The sequence below is a fragment of the Streptomyces sp. NPDC047880 genome (assembly GCF_040706515.1).
Taxonomy (GTDB): Bacteria; Actinomycetota; Actinomycetes; order Streptomycetales; family Streptomycetaceae; genus Streptomyces.
In genome coordinates this window covers 1-18,886 of record NZ_JBEZOK010000028.1, presented here as the reverse complement: position 1 = coordinate 18,886, position 18,886 = coordinate 1, and the positions used below count along the sequence as shown (strand labels likewise).

The window sequence follows — 18,886 nt, the reverse complement described above, 5'->3', positions numbered from 1 at the left end:
AGGACGGACATGACGTACGTCGACCCGGCGGGAGGCGAGGTCCATGCGTAGGCCGCTCCTGCGCCACCACGCCGCGTTCCTGCTCGCACTGCTGCTGGTCGTGGCCGGTGTCACCGGCACCGCGCTGCTGATCCAGAGCCAGCGCTCGGACGGCATGAGCATCGCGGGGACACCGGCCGCCGGCGTCGGCTCCCCCGAGCACACCGTCACCTTCCGCAACACGACGGACCACCGCATCTGGATCGGCAGCACGGTCAACGCCGACGGTTCGGCCGCGCTCACCGGGCTGCCCACGCTGGAACCGGGCGCATCGGCCACTGTCACGATCCCCGAGCACTCCGGCGCCGGGCACTGGCGCGGCAAGTTCTTCGCCCGCGAGGGCTGCACCGGCGAAGAGGGAAGCACCTTCCACTGCGCCGTCGGCGACTGCGGCCCCTACGCCGACCGGTGCTCGACCGGTGAACAACCCACCGGCCTGGCCGAGTTCAACTTCGACCCGAAGGACGGCGCGGCACCCTGGTACAACGTCAGTTACGTGAACGCCGTCGCGGCGCCGGTCACCATCACGCCGGACGGCGTGCCACCGCCCAAGTCGGGTGAGTGCGCGCCGGCCGGATGTGCCACGGATCTGCTCACCTCCTGTCCGGCGGCCAACCTGGTCCGGGACGAGGACACCGGCCGGCCCCTGGTGTGCGTCAACCCGAACCGGGACGCGAGGACGCCCTACAGTGACGCGCTCTCCGCGCGGTGCCCGACGGCGTACGGCTGGTCCAAGCACGACACCGAACAGGGCAACCAGGTCGTGTACCAGTGCCGGAAGTGCACGGGCTTGACCGTCACCTTCCACGGCACCGGCGACGGCACCGGCGCACCCGATCCCGGCCCCGCCGTCACCGAGCGGCCCGGCAGCGGCGGCGGCACCCCGGCGGCCTCCCGCAAGGGCGTCGGCCTGAACTCCGTCCCGGGCGCCTCCGATGCCCTGGCCGACTCCGGTTCGTCCTGGTACTACAACTGGGCCTCCTCCCCGGGCGGTGTCACCGGCACCACCGGCGCCGAGTTCGTCCCGATGATCTGGGGTCCGGGCTCGGTCACCGACGCCGAACTGGGGCAGGCCGCCCGCGAGGGGAAGGCGCTCCTGGGCTTCAACGAGCCGGACCATCCGGGCCAGGCCGGCATGTCACCCGAGCAGGCCCTCGACCTGTGGCCCCGCCTGGAGTCCACCGGCCTGCGGCTGGGCGCGCCCGCGGTCGCCTCCGGCGCGGACGTGCCGGGCGGCTGGCTGGACCGGTTCATGACCGGGGCCGAACAGCGGGGCCTTCGGGTCGACTTCATCCCCCTGCACTGGTACGGCTCCGACTTCGGGCCCGGCGCGACCGGCCAACTGCGCGGCTATCTGCAGGCCGTCCACGACCGCTACAAGAAGCCGGTCTGGCTCACGGAGTACGCCCTGACCGACTTCTCCCGGGACGCTCCGCGCTACCCGAGCGAGCAGGAGCAGACCGACTTCGTCCGGTCCTCCACCGAGATGCTGGGCACGCTGGACTTCGTCGAGCGGTACGCCTGGTTCGCGCTGTCGAAGGAGACCAGCCCGACGGGTCTGTACGACGGGGCGGTGCCCGACGCGAGCGGGCGGGTCTACCGAGAGGTGCGCTGAGGCACCGCCCGCGGTGAAGGCGGCCCGCCGGTGAGGTCGGCCCGCCGGCGTTGAACCGTCCCCACCCCCGCACGCGTTGTGCGGATGCCTGCCGGCGCACCGCCGGCAGGCATCCCCCACGAAGGAGAGCCATGTCAGGCGGTCCGTCTCGGCGCGGCCTCCCGGACGCGCGCGTCCGCCGGGCCGTCCGGCAGGCGGTCGAGCCGCTCGCGGACCTGCTCGGCGTCCGGGTGGCCGAACTCCGCGAAGATCGCGAGGGCGTGCCGCCAGCTCGCCCGGGCCGCCTCCGGCTCTCCGCCGTCGAGGTGGACGTCCCCGAGGTGGCCCAGCGTGTGGCCCTCGCCCCACCGGTTGCCGATGTCCCGGTGGGTCTCGAGCGCCCGGCGGTAGTGGCCGACGGACTCGCCGTGGCGGCCGAGCCGGTGGTGGATCGTGCCGAGGATGTCGAGGGTGACGCCCTCGACCCAGCGGTTGCCGCCCGCCCGCAGGACGACCAGCGCCCGCTGCAGACAGGCGAGGGCCTCGTCGTAACGCCCCATCCGCTGGTAGGCGTCGCCCAGGTTGCTCAGGGCGATGCCCTCGCCCCAGACGTTGCCCGCGATGCGGTCGAGGGCCAGCCCACGGCGGGCGTACTCGACGGCTTCACGGAGCCGGCCCGCGTGCAGGTACGCGTCGCCCAGATTGGCGATCACCGAGGCCCGGGCCACCCTGTCCCCCAGTTCCCGGCTCAGTGCCAGCGCCTGGTGCAGATGCTCGACGGCCTCGTCGAACCGGCCGGCGTTGCGCAGCGCGGCGGCCGTGTCGGACAGGCCCTGGGCCTCCCCCTCCCGGTCCCCGGCGCCGCGGGCGGCGGCCAGACCCGTCCGTGCGGTGTCCAGCCAGTCGTGCACATGGCTGCGGAGGTAGAAGAACCCCCACAGGACGGCGGGCAGTCGCCACGCGGTACCGGTGTGCCCGGCCCGGGCGGCCTGGTGCACGGCGACGATCAGGTTGGGCCGTTCGGTCTCGCACCAGTCCAGTGCCCGTTCGTGCGTGGTGAACTCCAGCGGGCGGCAGTCCTCCGGCCGCGGCTCCAGCGGAATGCGACGGCGATGGGGGGTGATGTGCGGGTAGGCCGCGTCAGCGGTGTGCAGATACCAGGTCAGCAACCGATGGAGCGCCAGGTCCCGCTCCTGCGGGGTCTCCTCCACTCCTACGCGTTCGGCGGCGTACACACGGAGCAGGTCGTGCAGGGTGTAGCGCCCCGGGAAGTGCTCGGTGAGCAGGTGGGCACGGGTCAGTTCGGCGAGGTGCCCCCGCGCCTCACGCGGGGTGAGTCCGGCGAGGGCCGCCGCCGCCGGAGCGGAGATGTCGGGCCCGGCGTGCAGGCCCAGGAGCCGGAAGAGACGCGCGGCCGGAGCGGACAGCGCCTTGTAGGACCAGGAGAAGACGGCCCGTACGTCGGTGGTGATGTCGTCGCCGCCGGTGAAGGCGTCCAGACTGCCGTGGCTTTCGTTCACCTCATCGGCGATGGCGCTGAGCGGGAACCCGGGGTGGGCGCAGGCGTGCGCGGCGACGATGGCGAGGGCCAGCGGCAGGCGGCCGCAGCGCGCGACGATCTCGTCCGCGGCCCGGGGTTCCGCGGCCAGCCGGTCGCCGCCGAGGCGCCGGGCCAGCAAGTCGTGCGCCTCGGCCGGGGAGAGCTGGTCCAGCGTCAGGGGGTGCGCCCCCTCGCCGGCGACCAGACCCGTGAGCCGGTTGCGGCTGGTGACGATGACCAGGCAGCCCGGGGACCCGGGCAGCAGCGGGCGCACCTGTTCGGTGTCGCGGGCGTTGTCGAGCAGGATCAGTACCCTGCGGCGGGCCAGCAGGCTGCGGTACAGCGCGACCTGGGCGTCGAGGCCGGCGGGTATCCGCATCGGCGGTACGCCGAGCGCGTCGAGGAAGCCGCGTACCGCTTCGCCCGGTGTCAGCGCGGAGCCGGTCGGGTCGAAGCCGCGCAGATTGACGTAGAGCTGACCGCCGGGGAACCGGTCGGCGACGCGGTGGGCCCAGTGCACGGCCAGGGTCGACTTGCCGATCCCGCCCATGCCGCCGATCGCGCTGATCACCACGGTCGACGGGGGGCTGCCGTCCCGGGGCAGCAGGCTGCCGATCCGGTCGAGTTCGGGATCGCGCCCGGCGAACGTCGGCAGGTCCGCCGGCAGTTGCGCGGGGCGAGCCGGCTGGAACGCCGGGCCGTGCGGCTCGGCGGGGCCGGGCCGGGCCGCGTCGTCCGGCGCAGCCCCTCCCGCCGTCGCGCCGTCGGCCGCCGTCCCGTCCTCCGGTGCGGCGCCGGACGGTGCCGCCCGCACGGACGGCCCGGCCTGCCCGGGCACCGCCGGAGCCGGACTCCGGGCCGGGTGCGGCATCAGCGCCGGGTCGGCGGACAGGATGCGGTCGTGCAGGTCCCGGAGCGACAGCCCGGGTTCGACGCCCAGTTCCGCCACCAGGGCGGCGCGTGTCCCGCGGTACGCGGCCAGTGCCTCGGCCTGCCGTCCCGACCGGTACAGGGCGAGCATGAGCAGGCGGCACAGCTCTTCGCGCAGGGGGTGCCCGGCGGTGAGCGGGAGCAGCTCGGCGATCACCTCGTGATGGCGTCCGAGCTCGATGTCGGCGTCCAGCCGGGCCTCCAGGGCGGCCAGCCACTCCTCGTCCAGCCAGGAGCGCGCCGTCTCGGCGAACGGGCCCGGGAGTCCGGTCAGCGCGGCGCCCCGCCAGCCGTCGAGCGCGGCGTGCAGCAGGTCAGCGGCGCCGGACACGTCGCCCGCGGCGCGCGCCTTCTTCGCCTGCGCGACCCGGGACTGGAACACGGCGAGGTCCAGGCCGTCGTCCGGAACGCGCAGCAGGTAGCCGTCACCGACGGAGACGAGCACCCGGGGCTGCCCGTCCGGGCCGCGGTCGGGCTCCAGCACCTTGCGCAGGCGCGACACGTAGGTCCGCAGTACGGACACGGCGGCAGCGGGCGGCCCCTCTCCCCAGACTGCATCGATGAGTTCGCCGAGCGGCAGGGGGCGCCCGCGTCGTAAGAGGAGCGCCGCCAGCACCACCCTCTGCTGCGGCGAGCCGAGGTCGAGTTCCCGCTCCCCGCGCCACGCCCGGACCGGCCCCAGCACAGCGAAACGGAAGGTATTCACGTAGTCCACGTTCGGACTCTAGTGCGCATCCGCTCCGGCTCGCGCACTTCAGCGGAACATGCCGTTCCGTCACCTGTCACCGCTGACGTGCCACTCCTCGCCCTTTTCACCGGCGAGTTGAACCGTGGACGGCCGGTGTCCGTTGCGTACGCGGGCACCGCCGACACCGCCCCGGCCGGGCGACCGGCCGGGAACAGCAGAGAGGAACGCCGATGAGCCCGGGCCAAGAGGAAGCCGACGAGCAGATCACCGTGGGCGAACACACCGCGCGGCGGGGCTCGTCGGAGCGGTCGCCGCACTTCACGGTGGTCATCTCCGGCGACGGATCGGCCGCCGTCGACGGCGAACCGGTGCCGGTCGCGGAGGGAACGACGGTCGACGCCGCGATCCTCGATCTCCTGCACGGACACGCACGCGACCAGGGCACCGCCGTCACGGCGGCGATCTCCGACCCCGGCGCCGGGTATGTGGCGCACGTCGAGGTCTTCCCGGACGGCTCCAGCGCGCTGCGGCAGCAGCAGGAGGAGGAGGCGGATCCGGTGCCGCCCCCCGCCCATGAGTCCGCCGCGCCCGCCGGGGAGAACCGGGAAGATCCCGGCGACTTCGACGAGGCGGCCTGCACGCTGCCCGAGCCCGAGGGGCCCCCGGCCACCAGTCCCGGACCACAGCCCGAGGGTCCCCGGGGTGACGGACCACAGCCCGAGGGGGCGGAAGCCGCCCGCCCCGTGCCGCGCCCCGCACCCGCCCGCCGGCCCGGTTCCCGCCAGTCGGACGACGAGTTCGACGGGCCCGGGCTGCTCGGCAGGCCCCTGGTGGTCGGGCCCGTGGCGCTCGGAGTGGCCGCCCTGGTCGTCGTGCCGCTGGTGATCCTGGGCAGTGGCGGTTCCGGCGACGGCGGAAACCGGGAGGAGACCGCCGCGCGTGCGGGCGGTTCGCCGTCGGCCTCGGCGTCACCGGCCCTGTCACCGTCCTCGCTGCCGATCCCGCCCCCGTCCGCCTCCCCCTCGGCCGAAGACGGTGACAAGGACAGGGACAAGAAGGAGTCGAGCGGCAAGAAGCCGAAACCGAAGGACACTTCGGGGGCGAAGGGCGCGGGCAAGGTCACCGTCACGGTCACGGCCAGGCCCCCGGCGGCCACCGCCACCGTCACCGCCGAGCCCCCGCAGGACACCGCTGCCAGTGCCGTGAAGCGGCTCGGCGCGAGCGACCCCTCCGGACGGCACATCTGCTACCGCGCGTACGTCTCCGGGCACGGCTGGCAGAAGCCGGTGTGCGACGGCACGATGGCCGGCACATCGGGCCGGAACCGGCCGATCAAGGCCCTCAACATCGCGGTGCACGGCGTCGGCGGATCCGCCGCCAACGCCTTCCGGCACACGGCGGAGCCGGTGGACGGCCGCGGTGAGTGGCAGCCCAGCTGGACGGCCGTCACCGGCGACAGCCGGAACTTCACCATCGGCAGCGCGAAGCGGAACGCGCCGAACATGCTGGGCTTCGCCATGAACGTCGGCACCGGCGAGATCTGCAACACCGTCCGCCTGCGCGGCCACGACTGGGGCGGACGGGCATGCAGCAAGCCCCGCCCCGACTTCACCTTCGGCGGCACCCTGGACAACGAAGTCTGGCTGGAGGCAGTGAAGCTCACGGTGTGACCGTGCGGCGGTCAGGTCGCCGAACGCCGCCAGATCGTCATGTCCATCGTGAGGGCGGCGAGTTCGGGCAGTGCGGTCGACTTCGTCTGGACCGTGAGCAGTGCGATGTCCCCGGACGCGTGCTTGACGCAGATCTGGCCTCCCACCGGCACCGAGGCCAGCGGCCAGCGGCGCTGATCGGCATGCGCCAGCATGAGCCGGCACTCGTCGAGGGAGACGCCCTCGTCGGTGAACAGCTGGACGAAGACACTGGTGTCGCTCTCCAGCGCACATCCGGCGTCCTCGCAGTCGAAGCGGATGTCGCCCTCGCGGTCGTCGCGCTGGAAGGGCTTCTGGAAGCTCAGCGAGCTCTTCGCGTCCAGCCTCTGGAGCACCCGGCCTATGGGGCGCGGCGTCCCGGAGGCGGTCGGGGAGGGCTCCGAGGCCCGCGGCGTCCGGCCCTCGGCATCCGAGGCGGGCCCGGAGGCCGACGGCGACGCCGTCGACGAGTCCGCCGGCCGTCCGGACCTGTCCGGGTCGGGCGTCGCCGGTGCGCCGGCCACCCAGTCGCGGAACCTGTTCCCCGCGTCCTGGACCGTCCACAGCAGGCCGCCCAGCGCCACCGCCCCCGCCGTCACGGCGGCGGCCGTGATCAGCGCGGTGCGCCGGCGTCGCCTCCGCCGCTCCCCCGGCCCGCCCGGGAGCGGCTGGGGCTGGGTGACGACCAGCGGCTGGGGCTCGACGCGCGTGGGAGTGGAGATGCTCGTGGGAGTGGAGAGCGGCGACGGGACGGTCGGTTCCGGTCCCGTGACGTCCCGCCACACGGCCGGGCCCGCGCCCGCGTCGGCGTCCGCGCCCAGTCGCTGCCGGCACCAGTCGACGATCTCCGCCAGGTCCGCCCTGTCCTTCGGGTCGGCGGCCAGGCAGCGGGCGAACAGCGGCCGGAGCTGCTCGGGCAGCAGGGAAAGGCCGGGCCGGTCGTGCACGATCCGGTACAGCACGCCGACCGCGGAGCCCTCCCCGTAGAGCGGGCGGCCCAGGGCCGCGAACGCGGCCGTCTGGCCCAGCGCGAAGACGTCGGTCGCCGCCGTGACCTCGCCCGCGGACGCCTGCTCGGGAGCCATGAAGTGGGGCGTGCCGACGGCTGCGCCGGTGACGGTGTACGAGGTGAAGTCGGCGGCCAGCGAGATGCCGAAGTCGATCACGCGCGGCCCGTCGGCGGCGAGCAGCACGTTGGACGGTTTGAGGTCCCGGTGCACGATGCCGGCCGTGTGGATGGCCTGGAGCGCCTCGGCCACCCCCGCCACCAGCCACAGCACCGCGGGGACGGGCAGCGGCCCGCGCCGGGCGACGGCGTCGGCGAGGGACGGGCCGGGCACGTACAGCGTGGCCGCCCAGGGCGGTGTGCCGTCGGCGTCGGCGTCGATCAGCTCGGCGGTGTAGGCGCCCCGGACCCGCCGGGCCGCCTCCACCTCCCGGCGGAACCGCCGCCGGAACTCCGGGTCGTCGGCCAGTTCCGGCCGTACCACCTTGATCGCCACCGGCCGGCCGCCCTGGGTGTGGGAGAGGTAGACACGGCCCATGCCGCCGGCGCCGAGCCGGGCCGCGAGGCGATACCCGGCGACCACGGGCGGATCGTCCGCCCGCAACGGCTGGAACACCTCGGTCGCGTGGTTCATCGGCCCGTCTCCCCCTCGTCCCCTGACCCCCCGGTCAATTTGGAGTTGACCAAGGCAGAAGCCTAAGCGGAGTCCGGCCGCCTCAGGACGCGGCCGGGGCCTTCGGGGCGTTCGTGAGCTCCTCGCCCGCCTCCATCGGGTGGGTCACGTCGTGGGCGTCGCGGGCGCCCTTGCCCAGATGGTTGAAGACGAGGTTGAGCAGCACGGCCGCCACACAGCCCGTCGAGATGCCGGAGTCCAGGACGATGCGGGCCGTCTCCGGGAAGGCGTGGTAGAACTCCGGGGCCGTGATGGGGATGATGCCGACGGCCAGGGAGACGGCCACGATCAGGACGTTGTTGTCCTTGTCCAGGGCGGCCCGGACCAGGGTCTGGATGCCGCTGGCCGCGACCGAGCCGAACAGGACGACACCCGCCCCGCCGAGCACCGGGCGCGGTACGACGGCGATCAGCGAGGCCGCCATCGGGCACAGGCCCATCAGCACCAGGAAGCCGCCACCCGCGGCGACGACGTACCGGCTGCGGATCTTCGTCATGGCGACCAGGCCGATGTTCTGCGCGAAGGCGCTGCACATGAAGCCGTTGAAGAGGGGGCTGAGCGCCGAGCCGAGGGTGTCGGCGCGCAGGCCGGCCGCGATGGTCTTCTCGTCGGCCGGGCGCTCGACGATCTCGCCCAGCGCCAGCATGTCGGCGGTCGATTCGGTCATCGACACCACCATCACCACGCACATCGAGATGATCGCGGCAAGCTGGAACTGCGGGGCGCCGAAGTGGAACGGGGTGGGGAAGCCGATGACGGCCGCGTCCGCGACGGGGGTGAAGTCCGTGGCGCCGAACGGGATCGCGACGAGCGTGCCGATCACGAGGCCGAGCAGTACGGCGATCTGCTTGACGAAGCCCTTGGTGAAGCGGCGCAGCAGCAGGACGATCAGCAGGGTGACGGCGGCGAGGCCCAGGTTGGTCGCCGAACCGTAGTCGTGGGCCGCCGGGTTCGGTCCCTGCGCCCAGCCGAAGGCGACCGGCAGCAGCGATATGCCGATGAGGGTGATGACCGTGCCGGTCACCACGGGCGGGAAGAAGCGGATGGCCTTGCAGAAGACGGGGGCGGCGAGGAAGCCGAGGAGTCCGGCGACGATGACCGCGCCGAAAATGATCGGCAGGGCGTCGGACTTGTCCGCCGTGGAGGCGACGATCGCGGTCATCGGGGCGACACCGGCGAAGGTGACGCCGTTGACGAACGGCAGCCGGGCGCCGATCTTCCAGATGCCGAGGGTCTGCAGGAAGGTGGCGAGGCCCGCGGTGAACAGGCAGGCGCCGGTGAGGAAGGTCAGGTCGCGGGCGGAGAGGCCGATGGCCGCGCCGACGATCAGGGGCGGGGCGACGACTCCGGCGTACATGGCGGCCACGTGCTGCAGGCCGGTCGTCGCCATCTTGAGCGCGGGGAGTTTTTCGTCAACGGGGTGGTCGGCCACGGCGGCGTCCCTCCGGTCGGTTACACGGCTGTGCCCGGGGGCCGCCGTGGGTGTCAGGGAGGTGGTGCGGGTGGTCGTGCGGGACCGGATGTGCGGCGGACGGTGTGGCCGTTCCGGGGTGCGCGCGTTCACGCGCACCCCGGAGACGACCGCCGTGGACCCCGCTCGGGTGCACGGCCACCGGCCGGGAGCCGTCCCTCCCGGCCGGAGTCATCCGGGTGTTCAGGCCTCGGCGGCGATCTTCGCCAGCCGCCGGGCCTCGTCCCGTGTGGCGCGGGCGATGGCGTCCTCGTCGGCCGTGAGGAGCCGTCCGTCCTCCACGATCTGCCGGCCGTTCACGAAGGAGGCGGTGACCGGGGCGGCCGCGCCGAAGACCAGGGCGGTCACCGGGTCGGCGATGGAGGCGTGGGCGAGCGTGTCCAGCTTCCACAGCACGAGGTCGGCGAGCTTGCCGGGCTCCAGGGAACCGGTCTCCGCGGCCCGGCCGAGGACCTGGGCGCCGCCGTACGTGCCGAGGCGCAGGGCCTGACGGGCGTTCAGGGCGGCTTCCTTGTGGCCGCCGAGGCGGTTGATGAGGAGGGCGTTGCGCAGCTCGGTGTGGAGTTCGCCGGACTCGTTGGAGGCGGTGCCGTCGACGCCCAGGCCGACGGGGACGCCGGCGGCGAGCATGTCGGGGACGCGGGCGATGCCGGCCGCGAGGCGGGCGTTGGAGGACGGGCAGTGCGCGACGCCGGTCCGGGACCGGGCGAAGGCGGCGATGTCGGAGTCGTTCATGTGGACGCAGTGCGCCATCCACACGTCCTCGCCGAGCCAGCCTGTGGACTCGAAGTAGTCGGTCGGGCCCATGCCGAACAGTTCGTGGCAGAACTTCTCCTCCTCCACGGTCTCCGAGCCGTGGGTGTGCAGCCGGACGCCGAGACGGCGGGCCAACTGGGCTCCGTCACGGAGTAGTTCGGTGGAGACGGAGAAGGGCGAGCAGGGCGCGACGGCGACCTGGGTCATGGCGTCGAAGGAGGAGTCATGGTGCTGCCGCACGGTCTCCTCGGTGGCCGCGAGCGCACCGTCGAGGGTCTCCACGGCGAAGTCCGGGGGAAGGCCGCCGTCCTTCTCGCTGCGGTCCATGGAGCCCCGGGCGAGGGTGAAACGGACGCCCATGTCGCGGGCGGCGCCGATGATCGCGCCGGAGAGGTCGCCGGAGCCCCGCGGGAAGACGTAGTGGTGGTCCATGGCGGTGGTGACGCCGCCGCGGGCCATCATCGCCAGGGACCCCTGGGCGGCGGCGCGGACCATCGGCTCGTCGATGCGCGCCCAGGTGGGGTACAGCGCGACGAGCCAGTTGAAGAGGTTGTGGTCCGTGGCGAGGCCTCGGGTGATCCACTGGTAGAAGTGGTGGTGGGTGTTGATCAGGCCGGGGGTCGCGAGGTGACCGCCGGCGTCGATACGGCGTGCGACGTTCTCCAGGCCCTCGGGTGCCGCGCCCGCGCCGAGCGACTCGATGCGGTTGCCGGCGAGGACGATGTGCCCGGAGGCGTACTCCGTGTCGTGTCCGTCGACGGTCGCGATCGCGCAGTTCTCGATGACGATGCGCCGCTCTGCTGCCATGGTTCGTCCCTTTTCACGAAGTGTGCTGCATTGGAGAGGGCACGGCAGGACCCCGGGTGTTTTGAGTGCCGTGGCCGGGAGGAGGGTTCCCCGGCCACGGGTGCCGAAAGGGGGAGCGTCAGAGGTTGGTGAGGTCCTCGGGGATCTTCGCCTCGCAGCCGTCCCTGAGGATGGTCGCCTCGATCAGGCCGTAGGGGCGGTCGGCGGCGTAGTACACCTCATTGTCGTTCTTCAGCCCGAACGGCTCCAGGTCCACCAGGAAGTGGTGCTTGTTCGGGAGGGAGAAGCGGACCTCGTCGATCTCGCTGCGGTTGTTGATGATCCGCGCGCCCATCTGGTACAGCGTCTGCTGCAACGAGAGGGAGTAGGTCTCGGCGAAGGCCTGGAGCATGTGCTTCTTCACCTGCTCGTAGGACTTCTCCCAGTTCGGCATGCGCTGCTCGTCATCGGTCCAGTTGAACCGCCAGCGGCCGGAGACCTCAGTGGCCAGGATGCGGTCGTAGGCCTCCTTCAGCGTCGTGTACTTGTCCTTGACGTAACCCCAGAACTCGGAGTTGGTCGAGTTCATCACGACCAGGTCCTTGAGGCCGGAGACGACCTCCCACGACGAGCCGTCGTAGGTGATCTGGGTCAGCCGGACCTCCTGGCCCTTGCGGACGAAGGAGTGCTTGACCTCGTCGGCGCCGATGAACTGCGAGTTGGCGTCGGAGGCCTCGATCCGCTCCCAGGCGTACTCCTCGATGCGGATCCGGGCCCGGTGGATCGGCTCCTGGCTGCTGACGAAGTGCCGGGCGAGGTGGATGCCGAACTGCTCGGCCGACTCGATGCCGTGCTCCTTGGCGAACGCGTACACCGTGTTCTTGGTGGTGTCGGTCGGCAGGACGTTGGCGTTCGAGCCGGAGTAGTGGACCTCGTCCATGTCGCCGCTCAGCGCGACGGAGACGTTGAGGTCCTTGATGTGGTGGGTGGCGCCGTCGCGCGTGATCTTGACGACTCGGTTCTCGGCCTTGCCGTACTGGTTCTGTCCCAGGATCACAGGGCGGGCAGGGCGGGAAATGTCTGCCATCTGTAGCTAGCTCCCTCGGTATACGGAGTAGCCGAACGGGTTGAGCAGCAGCGGTACGTGGTAGTGCTCACCGGCCTCGACGGCGAAGGTGATGGCCACCTCTGGAAAGAACGCACCGCTGTCCCGATTCGCGGGGGCGTCCTGCTGCGCATCGGCTTGCTTCTTCGCAGATTCTTCGAAGTACGGCTCCACCGCGAAGTCGAGCCGTACGTGGGTGGTGCCCTCCGGCAGCGCCGGGAGGTCCTTGCACCGGCCGTCCGCGTCGGTGGCGGAGCCGCCGAGCGGCTGCCAGGCCGCCTCGCGGCCCGCGCGGGCGCAGAGGTGGACGGCGACGCCCTCGGCGGGCCGGCCGACGCTGGTGTCCAGGATGTGCGTGGACACGGAGGCGGTGGTGCTGGTGCTCATGGGGTCAGGCTTCCTCTGCGACGAGTCGGGCGAGGCGGATGCGGTTGATCTTCCCCAGTTCGGTGCGGACGATCTCCCGCTCCCGCTCCGGTGTGTTGCCGATCCGTTCCCTGACCGCGTCGCGCATCTGCTCGCCGGTCCGGCCGGTGGCGCAGATCAGGAAGACATGGCCGAACTTCTCCTGGTAGGCGAGGTTCAGCCCCAGCATCTCCGTCCTGAGCGCGTCGGAGGCGCCGGCCATGCCGCGCTGTTCCCGGGCCGAGGTGGGGTCACCGGGGCGGGGGCGGCCGATGGGCGGGTGGCCGGCCATCGCCTCGTCGAGGTCCGCGGCCGTCAGGCCGGCCATGGCGGCGTCGCTCGCGGCGTACAGGTCCTCGCGGGTGGCGTAGGGGCGGGCGGCCAGCAGGCGCTTCGCCCACGCCGTGGCGGCGCACACCTCGTGGAGGGCGGTGAAGGCCGCGTGCTCCTCGAGGGTGTTGAACCGGGTCAGGCCCGGCGGCGTGGAAGTGGACGTCACGGGAGCCTCCGTGGCCGGATTCGGCCTTCGTGCTGAACGGGCGTGCCGATAGCTAACGCCTTCCCGCGACAGCACGTCAACAGTTTGTTGAAAATTCGGTGGCGCGAAACCGGACGGATACCTCCGGGGCCGGTCAGGCCCCCTTCTCGCGGTTGAGGTAGTTGTAGACGGTGAAGCGGCTGACGCCGAGGGCGCTCGCCACCGTCTCCACCCCGTGCCGGACGGAGAAGGCGCCGCGCGCCTCGAGTATCCGCACCACCTCCTGCTTGGCCCTGCGGTCGAGGTCGGCCAGCGGCATCCCCTTGCGGCGCTCCATGGCGGCCAGGATGTGATCGAGGGAGTCGGCGAGCTGCGGCAGCCGTACGGCGACGGCGTCCCTGCCCTCCCAGGCCAGGACGACGTCGTCGGGGCCGGCCTCGTCGGGCGGGATCATCTCGCCGCCCATGGCGTCGACCAGGGGTTTCACGGCCGCGATGAACGGCTCGTCCCCGGCGCCGCTCACGCCCCTCCCTCCTCGACCACGTTGATCTGGAGCGAGACGCGGGTGGCACCGGCCTTCAGGGTCCTGCGGAGCAGGGCGTCCACGGCGGTGAGCACCGCGTCGGCACCGCCTTCCGCGGTGTTGCCGAACGGGCCCACGTCCACGGCGTCCAGCTCGGCGGCCTCCACGACCTCACGGGCCACCACCGCGTGCGCGGGCGCCTCGTCCAGGTCGAACGGCTCGGTCGTGAACTCCACTCTCAGTCGCACGCGCTCAACCTAACGCGCGGGACGGACTTTCCGGCAGCCCCTCTTGACAGCCTTCGCACCCCGCAGGCAGTCTTCCGTTAAGCAGAAATAAGATTCCGCAATACGGAAAGAATGCGGAAGCACCGCAGAGACAAGGAAGGGAGCGCCGCCCCGATGGGATTCGCAGACCAGCGCTTCAACGTCAACCTGTCGATCCTCTTCACGGAGCTCCCCCTCCTGGAGCGTCCCGCGGCCGCCGCGACGGCGGGCTTCACCGCGATCGAGCTGTGGTGGCCCTGGGCCGACTCACCGGTCCCCGAGCGGTCCGAGCTCGACGCGCTGAAGCGCGCGATCGAGGACGCCGGTGTCCGGCTCACCGGCCTGAACTTCTACGCCGGGCAGCTCCCGGGCCCGGACCGCGGCGCCCTGTCGCTTCCCGGTGAGGAGTCGGAGCGGTTCCGCGCCAACATCGACGTGGCCGCCGGCTTCGCCGCCTCCCTGGGCTGCACGGCGCTCAACGCCCTGTACGGCAACCGCGTCGAGGGCGTGGCCCCGGCCGAGCAGGACGCGCTCGCACTGGAGAACCTGGCCCTCGCGGCCCGGGCCGCCGACCGGATCGGCGCGATCCTGCTGATCGAAGCACTGAACAAACCCGAGTCGCCGCTGTACCCGCTGGTGTCCGCGCCCGCCGCCGTCGAGGTCGTCGACAAGGTCAACGAGGCGACGGGGCTCGGCAACGCGCGCTTCCTCATGGACCTCTACCACCTGTCCATGAACGGCGAGGACCTGCCGGCGGTGATCGAGCGGTTCGTCGCGAAGACCGGCCACGTCCAGATCGCCGACAACCCGGGCCGCGGCGCTCCCGGCACGGGCTCGCTGCCCCTCGAAGACCTCCTCGACCAGCTCACGAAGGCGGGCTACGACGGCTGGGTCGGCCTCGAGTACAAGCCGGGCGACCGCCCGAGCGCCGAGGCCTTCGGCTGGCTGTCCCGCTGACCCCGTATCCGAAAGGCACCCCATCATGAACACACTCCCCAAGGTCGCCTGGATCGGACTCGGCATCATGGGCTCCCCCATGTCCGAGAACCTGATCAAGGCGGGCTACCAGGTCACCGGCTACACGCTGGAACAGGACAAGCTGGACCGCCTGGCCGCCGCCGGCGGCACCGCCGCCTCCTCGATCGCCCAGGCCATCGAGGACGCCGACGTCGTCATCACCATGGTCCCGGCCTCTCCGCAGGTCGAGGCGATCGCCTACGGCCCCGACGGCATCCTGGAGAACGCGCGGTCCGGCGCGCTGCTGATCGACATGTCCTCGATCACGCCGCAGACGTCGGTCGACCTGGCGAAGGCGGCGAAGGACAAGGGCATCCGCGTGCTGGACGCCCCGGTGTCCGGCGGCGAGGCCGGTGCGATCGAGGCCGTGCTGTCCATCATGGTGGGCGGCGAGCAGGCCGACTTCGACACCGCTCAGCCGATCTTCGAGGCGCTCGGCAAGACCATCGTGCTGTGCGGTCCGCACGGCTCCGGTCAGACCGTGAAGGCCGCCAACCAGCTGATCGTCGCCGTGAACATCCAGGCGTGCGCCGAGGCCGTGGTGTTCCTGGAGAAGTCCGGCGTGGACCTGAAGGCCGCCCTGGACGTCCTGGGCGGCGGACTCGCCGGCTCGACCGTGCTGACCCGCAAGAAGGACAACTTCCTCGGCCGGGACTTCAAGCCGGGCTTCCGGATCGACCTGCATCACAAGGACATGGGCATCGTCACGGACGCCGCCCGTAACGTCGGCGCGGCCCTGCCGGTCGGTGCCGTGGTCGCCCAGCTGGTCGCGAGCCTGCGTGCGCAGGGCGACGGCGGCCTGGACCACTCGGCGCTGCTGCGGGCCGTGGAGCGGCTCTCCGGCGCACAGCTCTGACCCTCCGCAGACCCCCGTGGCCCCGGGGTTCCCCGATCCCCGGGCGGCGCCGCCGCTGACACCTGTCCTGTCGCGCCCGAAGCGGCGGCGCCGCCCGGAACCAGTCATGCCCACTGCTTCAACAAACTGTTGACGCTCCGCTCGCCCCGGCCCTAGGCTCCACAAAGCGGAAAACCATTTCCGCTGCCCTCTCGTACGGAAGGTCACGATGTCGCAGCGCGTGCTCACCACCGAGTCCGGCGCCCCCGTCGCCGACAACCAGAACTCCGCCACCGCCGGTGCCGGCGGCCCGCTCCTGCTCCAGGACCAGCACCTGCTGGAGAAGCTGGCGCGCTTCAACCGCGAGCGCATCCCGGAGCGCGTGGTGCACGCCCGCGGCTCGGGTGCCTACGGCCACTTCGAAGTGACCGACGACGTCACGGACTTCACCCACGCCGACTTCCTCAGCGCGGTCGGCAGGCGCACCGAGGTGTTCGTGCGCTTCTCGACCGTGGCCGACTCGCTCGGCGGCGCGGACGCGGTGCGCGACCCGCGCGGTTTCGCGGTGAAGTTCTACACCGAGGAAGGCAATTACGACCTCGTCGGGAACAACACGCCGGTGTTCTTCATCAAGGACCCGATCAAGTTCCCGGACTTCATCCACTCGCAGAAGCGCGACCCGTTCACGGGCCGTCAGGAGCCGGACAACGTCTGGGACTTCTGGGCGCACTCCCCCGAGGCCACGCACCAGGTGACCTGGTTGATGGGCGACCGTGGCATCCCGGCGTCGTACCGGCACATGAACGGCTACGGCTCGCACACCTACCAGTGGACCAACAGCCGGGGCGAGGCCTTCTTCGTCAAGTACCACTGCAAGACCAACCAGGGCATCCGCTCCCTGAGCAGCGAGCAGGCCGCCGAGATCGCGGGCAGGGACCCCAACTCGCACCAGACGGACCTGCTCCAGGCCATCGAGCGGGGGGTGCACCCGTCCTGGACGCTCCACGTCCAGCTGATGCCGGCGGCCGAGGCGTCGGACTACCGCTTCAACCCGTTCGACCTGACCAAGGTGTGGCCGCACCAGGACTACCCGCTCCGGCGCGTGGGCCGGCTGGTGCTGGACCGCAACCCGGACAACGTCTTCGCGGAGGTCGAGCAGGCCGCGTTCTCCCCGAACAACTTCGTACCGGGCATCGGCGCCTCCCCCGACAAGATGCTCCAGGGCCGGCTGTTCGCCTACGCGGACGCCCACCGCTACCGCCTGGGCGTCAACCACACGCTGCTGGCCGTCAACGCGCCCCGCGCCACGACCGCGCAGAACTACGGCCGGGACGGCCTCATGGCGTCCAACCCGCAGGACCGGTACGCCAAGAACTACGAGCCGAACTCCTTCGACGGCCCCGTCGAGACCGGCCGTCCGCTGTCGGCGCCGCTGGCGGTCTCCGGCCACACCGGCACCCACGAGGCGCCCGCGCACACCAAGGACGACGACTTCTTCCAGGCGGGCGAGCTGTACCGGCTGATGTCCGCCGAGGAGAAGTCCCGCCTGGTCGCCAACATCGCCGGGGGCCTGTCGCAGGTCTCCCGCGACGACGTGATCGAGACGAACCTCGCGCACTTCCACGCTGCCGACCCCGAGTACGGGCGGCGCGTGGAGGAGGCGGTCCGCGCCCTGCGCGAGGACTGAACTCCCTGACCGTGTCCGACCGCCCGGGGAGACCCGGATGAGGGGTGGTCCCCCGGGCACCGGCACGGTCAGGGCGCGGACCGCGGCGGCGTGCGAGCCAGTGCGGTGGTGAAAGGCCCGGACCGGCTTCTCGACCTGAGGGACGCCGGCCCCGGAGCCCGTCGCACCCGCCGCGGTCCCAGTACCACTCCCTCCCCACCTCGACCCCGTCCGGCGGCGCGAACGTCCTGTCGCGCCCAGCCTCGCGCCGCCGGACGGCCAGCCCGCCCCGGGGTGCGGAACCGTCCCGTTCGCAGCAGCCTGAAGGCATGGCACCTCCCACCGAGCAACCGCACGTCGTGGTCCACGCCCCCGCCCTGGACGGCTCCCGCCGGGTCACCCTGGGCGAGGAGCCACTGGGCGTCGCCACCCACACCGACGACGTCGCCGAGATCCTGCGCCTGGCCGACCTGTATGTCACGGACGTCGCGGAGAACGACCTCGTGGAGTGGCAGGGCGGCGGGCCGGACGACTGGCCGGGGTTGTCGGAGCACCACGAGGCGTGAGCGCGCCTACGGCACCGGTCGTACAGCCCGTACGGAACCCTCAAATCAACCTCTGAACCCGGCCCCGGGGGCTTCGACCGCCCCCGGGGCCGGGCACATTGTCGTCACACGGGGCCCGTCGGCACGGGGGCGGCGGGCCCCGGTACGGGGGTGAACGCCATGAGCGACGGTACGGCGGTCCGGCTGGAGCCGCACGAGGTCGCACTGCTGGGGGAAGGCCCACGGGCAGCCGTCACCGTCGCCGTGGTGGACCTGCATCTGCGGGGCCTGGTGGAGGCGGACCTGCCCGGGACGATCCGGGCACGTGTCGTGGACGCCGTGGAAGCGGTGGGGGCCGTGCAGCCGCCCTCACCCCTCGCGGCCGCGGTGCACGGCTGCCTGCGCGTGCCCGCGGCGCCCAAGGCCCTGGTGAAGGATCCCGGCATCCGCCTCGCGGTGGCCGTCATGCGCATCCCGCTCGCGGAGGCGGGCCTGCTGCGCTATCCCCTGCTCGGCGCGACCCGCGCCGCCCGGCGCCACGTCCGGGACCTGCGGCACGAGCACCCCCTGCCGGCGAGCCGGCACGGCCTGACCGACCACGAACGGCTGCTGCTGGTCGCCCTGCACGGTGAGGCCGCCCTGCGGCTGCTGGTGCCGAGGTTCGCCCTGCGGGCTGGTCTGGTCCGCCGGGCCGAGGTGGGCCGCGCGGCCCTCCTCAAGGACTCGCGGCGCGGTACGAACGGTGGTGGCGGCGCCTTCCTCTCCTGCGGCGGGGGCGGTGGAGGCGGAGGCGGCGAGTGAGGTGGACGGCGCCCTTCGAGGTCACAGTCTCGGGCTGCCCGATGCGGGAGACGATCACGCAGCGCGTGACCGAC

Annotated in this window: 16 protein-coding genes; 7 read left to right on the top strand and 9 right to left on the bottom strand. The window is 72.3% G+C overall.

Annotated features, from left to right (window positions below):
- The first annotated feature begins 43 nt into the window (after nt 1-43).
- Nucleotides 44-1,654: a glycosyl hydrolase gene (locus tag AB0937_RS31955; protein WP_366716632.1), complete on the top strand. Its 1,611-nt coding sequence runs from the start codon at nt 44-46 to the stop codon at nt 1,652-1,654.
- A 134-nt stretch (nt 1,655-1,788) separates the two neighbouring features.
- On the opposite strand, the gene AB0937_RS31950 is transcribed toward AB0937_RS31955, so the two are convergent.
- Nucleotides 1,789-4,818, bottom strand: a complete 3,030-nt coding sequence (locus tag AB0937_RS31950; RefSeq protein ID WP_366716630.1) for a BTAD domain-containing putative transcriptional regulator — start codon at nt 4,816-4,818, stop codon at nt 1,789-1,791.
- 203 nt (nt 4,819-5,021) lie between these two features.
- Between AB0937_RS31950 and AB0937_RS31945 the strand changes: the two genes are divergently transcribed.
- Nucleotides 5,022-6,461, top strand: coding sequence for a hypothetical protein (locus tag AB0937_RS31945; RefSeq protein ID WP_366716628.1), 1,440 nt, complete (start codon nt 5,022-5,024; stop codon nt 6,459-6,461).
- Nucleotides 6,462-6,472: 11 nt separating this feature from the next.
- Here AB0937_RS31945 and AB0937_RS31940 read toward each other — a convergent pair whose 3' ends face one another.
- From AB0937_RS31940 to AB0937_RS31905, 8 genes are all read right to left on the bottom strand, one after another.
- Nucleotides 6,473-8,119, bottom strand: coding sequence for a serine/threonine-protein kinase (locus AB0937_RS31940; RefSeq protein WP_366716626.1), 1,647 nt, complete (start codon nt 8,117-8,119; stop codon nt 6,473-6,475).
- An 82-nt stretch (nt 8,120-8,201) separates the two neighbouring features.
- The gene (locus AB0937_RS31935) at nt 8,202-9,590 is read right to left on the bottom strand and encodes a nucleobase:cation symporter-2 family protein (protein WP_366716624.1); all 1,389 of its coding nucleotides are present in this window, start codon (nt 9,588-9,590) and stop codon (nt 8,202-8,204) included.
- Nucleotides 9,591-9,812: 222 nt separating this feature from the next.
- Complete coding sequence (locus tag AB0937_RS31930) at nt 9,813-11,192, bottom strand: 8-oxoguanine deaminase (RefSeq protein ID WP_366716622.1); 1,380 nt, start codon at nt 11,190-11,192, stop codon at nt 9,813-9,815.
- Between the two features lie 118 nt (nt 11,193-11,310).
- Nucleotides 11,311-12,258, bottom strand: a complete 948-nt coding sequence (pucL, locus tag AB0937_RS31925; protein ID WP_366716620.1) for a factor-independent urate hydroxylase — start codon at nt 12,256-12,258, stop codon at nt 11,311-11,313.
- Nucleotides 12,259-12,264: 6 nt separating this feature from the next.
- On the bottom strand, nt 12,265-12,663 hold the full coding sequence (gene uraH / locus AB0937_RS31920; RefSeq protein WP_366716617.1) for a hydroxyisourate hydrolase: 399 nt from the start codon (nt 12,661-12,663) through the stop codon (nt 12,265-12,267).
- A 4-nt stretch (nt 12,664-12,667) separates the two neighbouring features.
- Entirely contained in the window at nt 12,668-13,180 is a 513-nt protein-coding gene (uraD, locus tag AB0937_RS31915) for a 2-oxo-4-hydroxy-4-carboxy-5-ureidoimidazoline decarboxylase (protein WP_366716615.1), read from the bottom strand.
- A gap of 133 nt (nt 13,181-13,313) precedes the next feature.
- A complete protein-coding gene (locus AB0937_RS31910; protein ID WP_189593286.1) occupies nt 13,314-13,682 on the bottom strand; it encodes a helix-turn-helix domain-containing protein in 369 nt (122 codons plus the stop codon).
- The gene (locus AB0937_RS31905) at nt 13,679-13,930 is read right to left on the bottom strand and encodes a thiamine-binding protein (RefSeq protein ID WP_366716612.1); all 252 of its coding nucleotides are present in this window, start codon (nt 13,928-13,930) and stop codon (nt 13,679-13,681) included. Before AB0937_RS31905 ends, AB0937_RS31910 begins: the two co-directional genes overlap by 4 nt.
- A 153-nt stretch (nt 13,931-14,083) precedes the next feature.
- Here AB0937_RS31905 and AB0937_RS31900 point away from each other — a divergent pair, with 153 nt between their 5' ends.
- The 5 genes from AB0937_RS31900 (at nt 14,084) to AB0937_RS31880 (ending at nt 18,812) form a co-directional block, all read left to right on the top strand.
- Nucleotides 14,084-14,905 carry a TIM barrel protein gene (locus AB0937_RS31900; RefSeq protein WP_366716610.1) on the top strand — a complete coding sequence of 274 codons (822 nt, stop codon included), beginning with the start codon at nt 14,084-14,086 and terminating at the stop codon, nt 14,903-14,905.
- A gap of 25 nt (nt 14,906-14,930) precedes the next feature.
- A complete protein-coding gene (locus AB0937_RS31895) occupies nt 14,931-15,821 on the top strand; it encodes a 2-hydroxy-3-oxopropionate reductase (RefSeq protein WP_366716608.1) in 891 nt (296 codons plus the stop codon).
- A 208-nt stretch (nt 15,822-16,029) separates the two neighbouring features.
- The gene (locus tag AB0937_RS31890) at nt 16,030-17,487 is read left to right on the top strand and encodes a catalase (RefSeq protein WP_366716606.1); all 1,458 of its coding nucleotides are present in this window, start codon (nt 16,030-16,032) and stop codon (nt 17,485-17,487) included.
- 308 nt (nt 17,488-17,795) lie between these two features.
- Nucleotides 17,796-18,032, top strand: coding sequence for a hypothetical protein (locus AB0937_RS31885; RefSeq protein WP_366716604.1), 237 nt, complete (start codon nt 17,796-17,798; stop codon nt 18,030-18,032).
- Nucleotides 18,033-18,191: 159 nt separating this feature from the next.
- On the top strand, nt 18,192-18,812 hold the full coding sequence (locus tag AB0937_RS31880; RefSeq protein ID WP_366716602.1) for a TIGR04222 domain-containing membrane protein: 621 nt from the start codon (nt 18,192-18,194) through the stop codon (nt 18,810-18,812).
- Nucleotides 18,813-18,886 lie beyond the last annotated feature (74 nt).

Bases quoted from the DNA above. Each gene is read 5' to 3' on its own strand.
- AB0937_RS31955 (WP_366716632.1), top strand. From the start codon at position 44: ATGCGTAGGCCGCTCCTGCGCCACCACGCCGCGTTCCTGCTCGCACTG.
- AB0937_RS31945 (WP_366716628.1), top strand. From the start codon at position 5,022: ATGAGCCCGGGCCAAGAGGAAGCCGACGAGCAGATCACCGTGGGCGAA.
- AB0937_RS31940 (WP_366716626.1), bottom strand. From the start codon at position 8,119: ATGAACCACGCGACCGAGGTGTTCCAGCCGTTGCGGGCGGACGATCCG.
- AB0937_RS31930 (WP_366716622.1), bottom strand. From the start codon at position 11,192: ATGGCAGCAGAGCGGCGCATCGTCATCGAGAACTGCGCGATCGCGACC.
- pucL (WP_366716620.1), bottom strand. From the start codon at position 12,258: ATGGCAGACATTTCCCGCCCTGCCCGCCCTGTGATCCTGGGACAGAAC.
- uraH (WP_366716617.1), bottom strand. From the start codon at position 12,663: ATGAGCACCAGCACCACCGCCTCCGTGTCCACGCACATCCTGGACACC.
- AB0937_RS31900 (WP_366716610.1), top strand. From the start codon at position 14,084: ATGGGATTCGCAGACCAGCGCTTCAACGTCAACCTGTCGATCCTCTTC.
- AB0937_RS31895 (WP_366716608.1), top strand. From the start codon at position 14,931: ATGAACACACTCCCCAAGGTCGCCTGGATCGGACTCGGCATCATGGGC.
- AB0937_RS31890 (WP_366716606.1), top strand. From the start codon at position 16,030: ATGTCGCAGCGCGTGCTCACCACCGAGTCCGGCGCCCCCGTCGCCGAC.
- AB0937_RS31885 (WP_366716604.1), top strand. From the start codon at position 17,796: ATGGCACCTCCCACCGAGCAACCGCACGTCGTGGTCCACGCCCCCGCC.
- AB0937_RS31880 (WP_366716602.1), top strand. From the start codon at position 18,192: ATGAGCGACGGTACGGCGGTCCGGCTGGAGCCGCACGAGGTCGCACTG.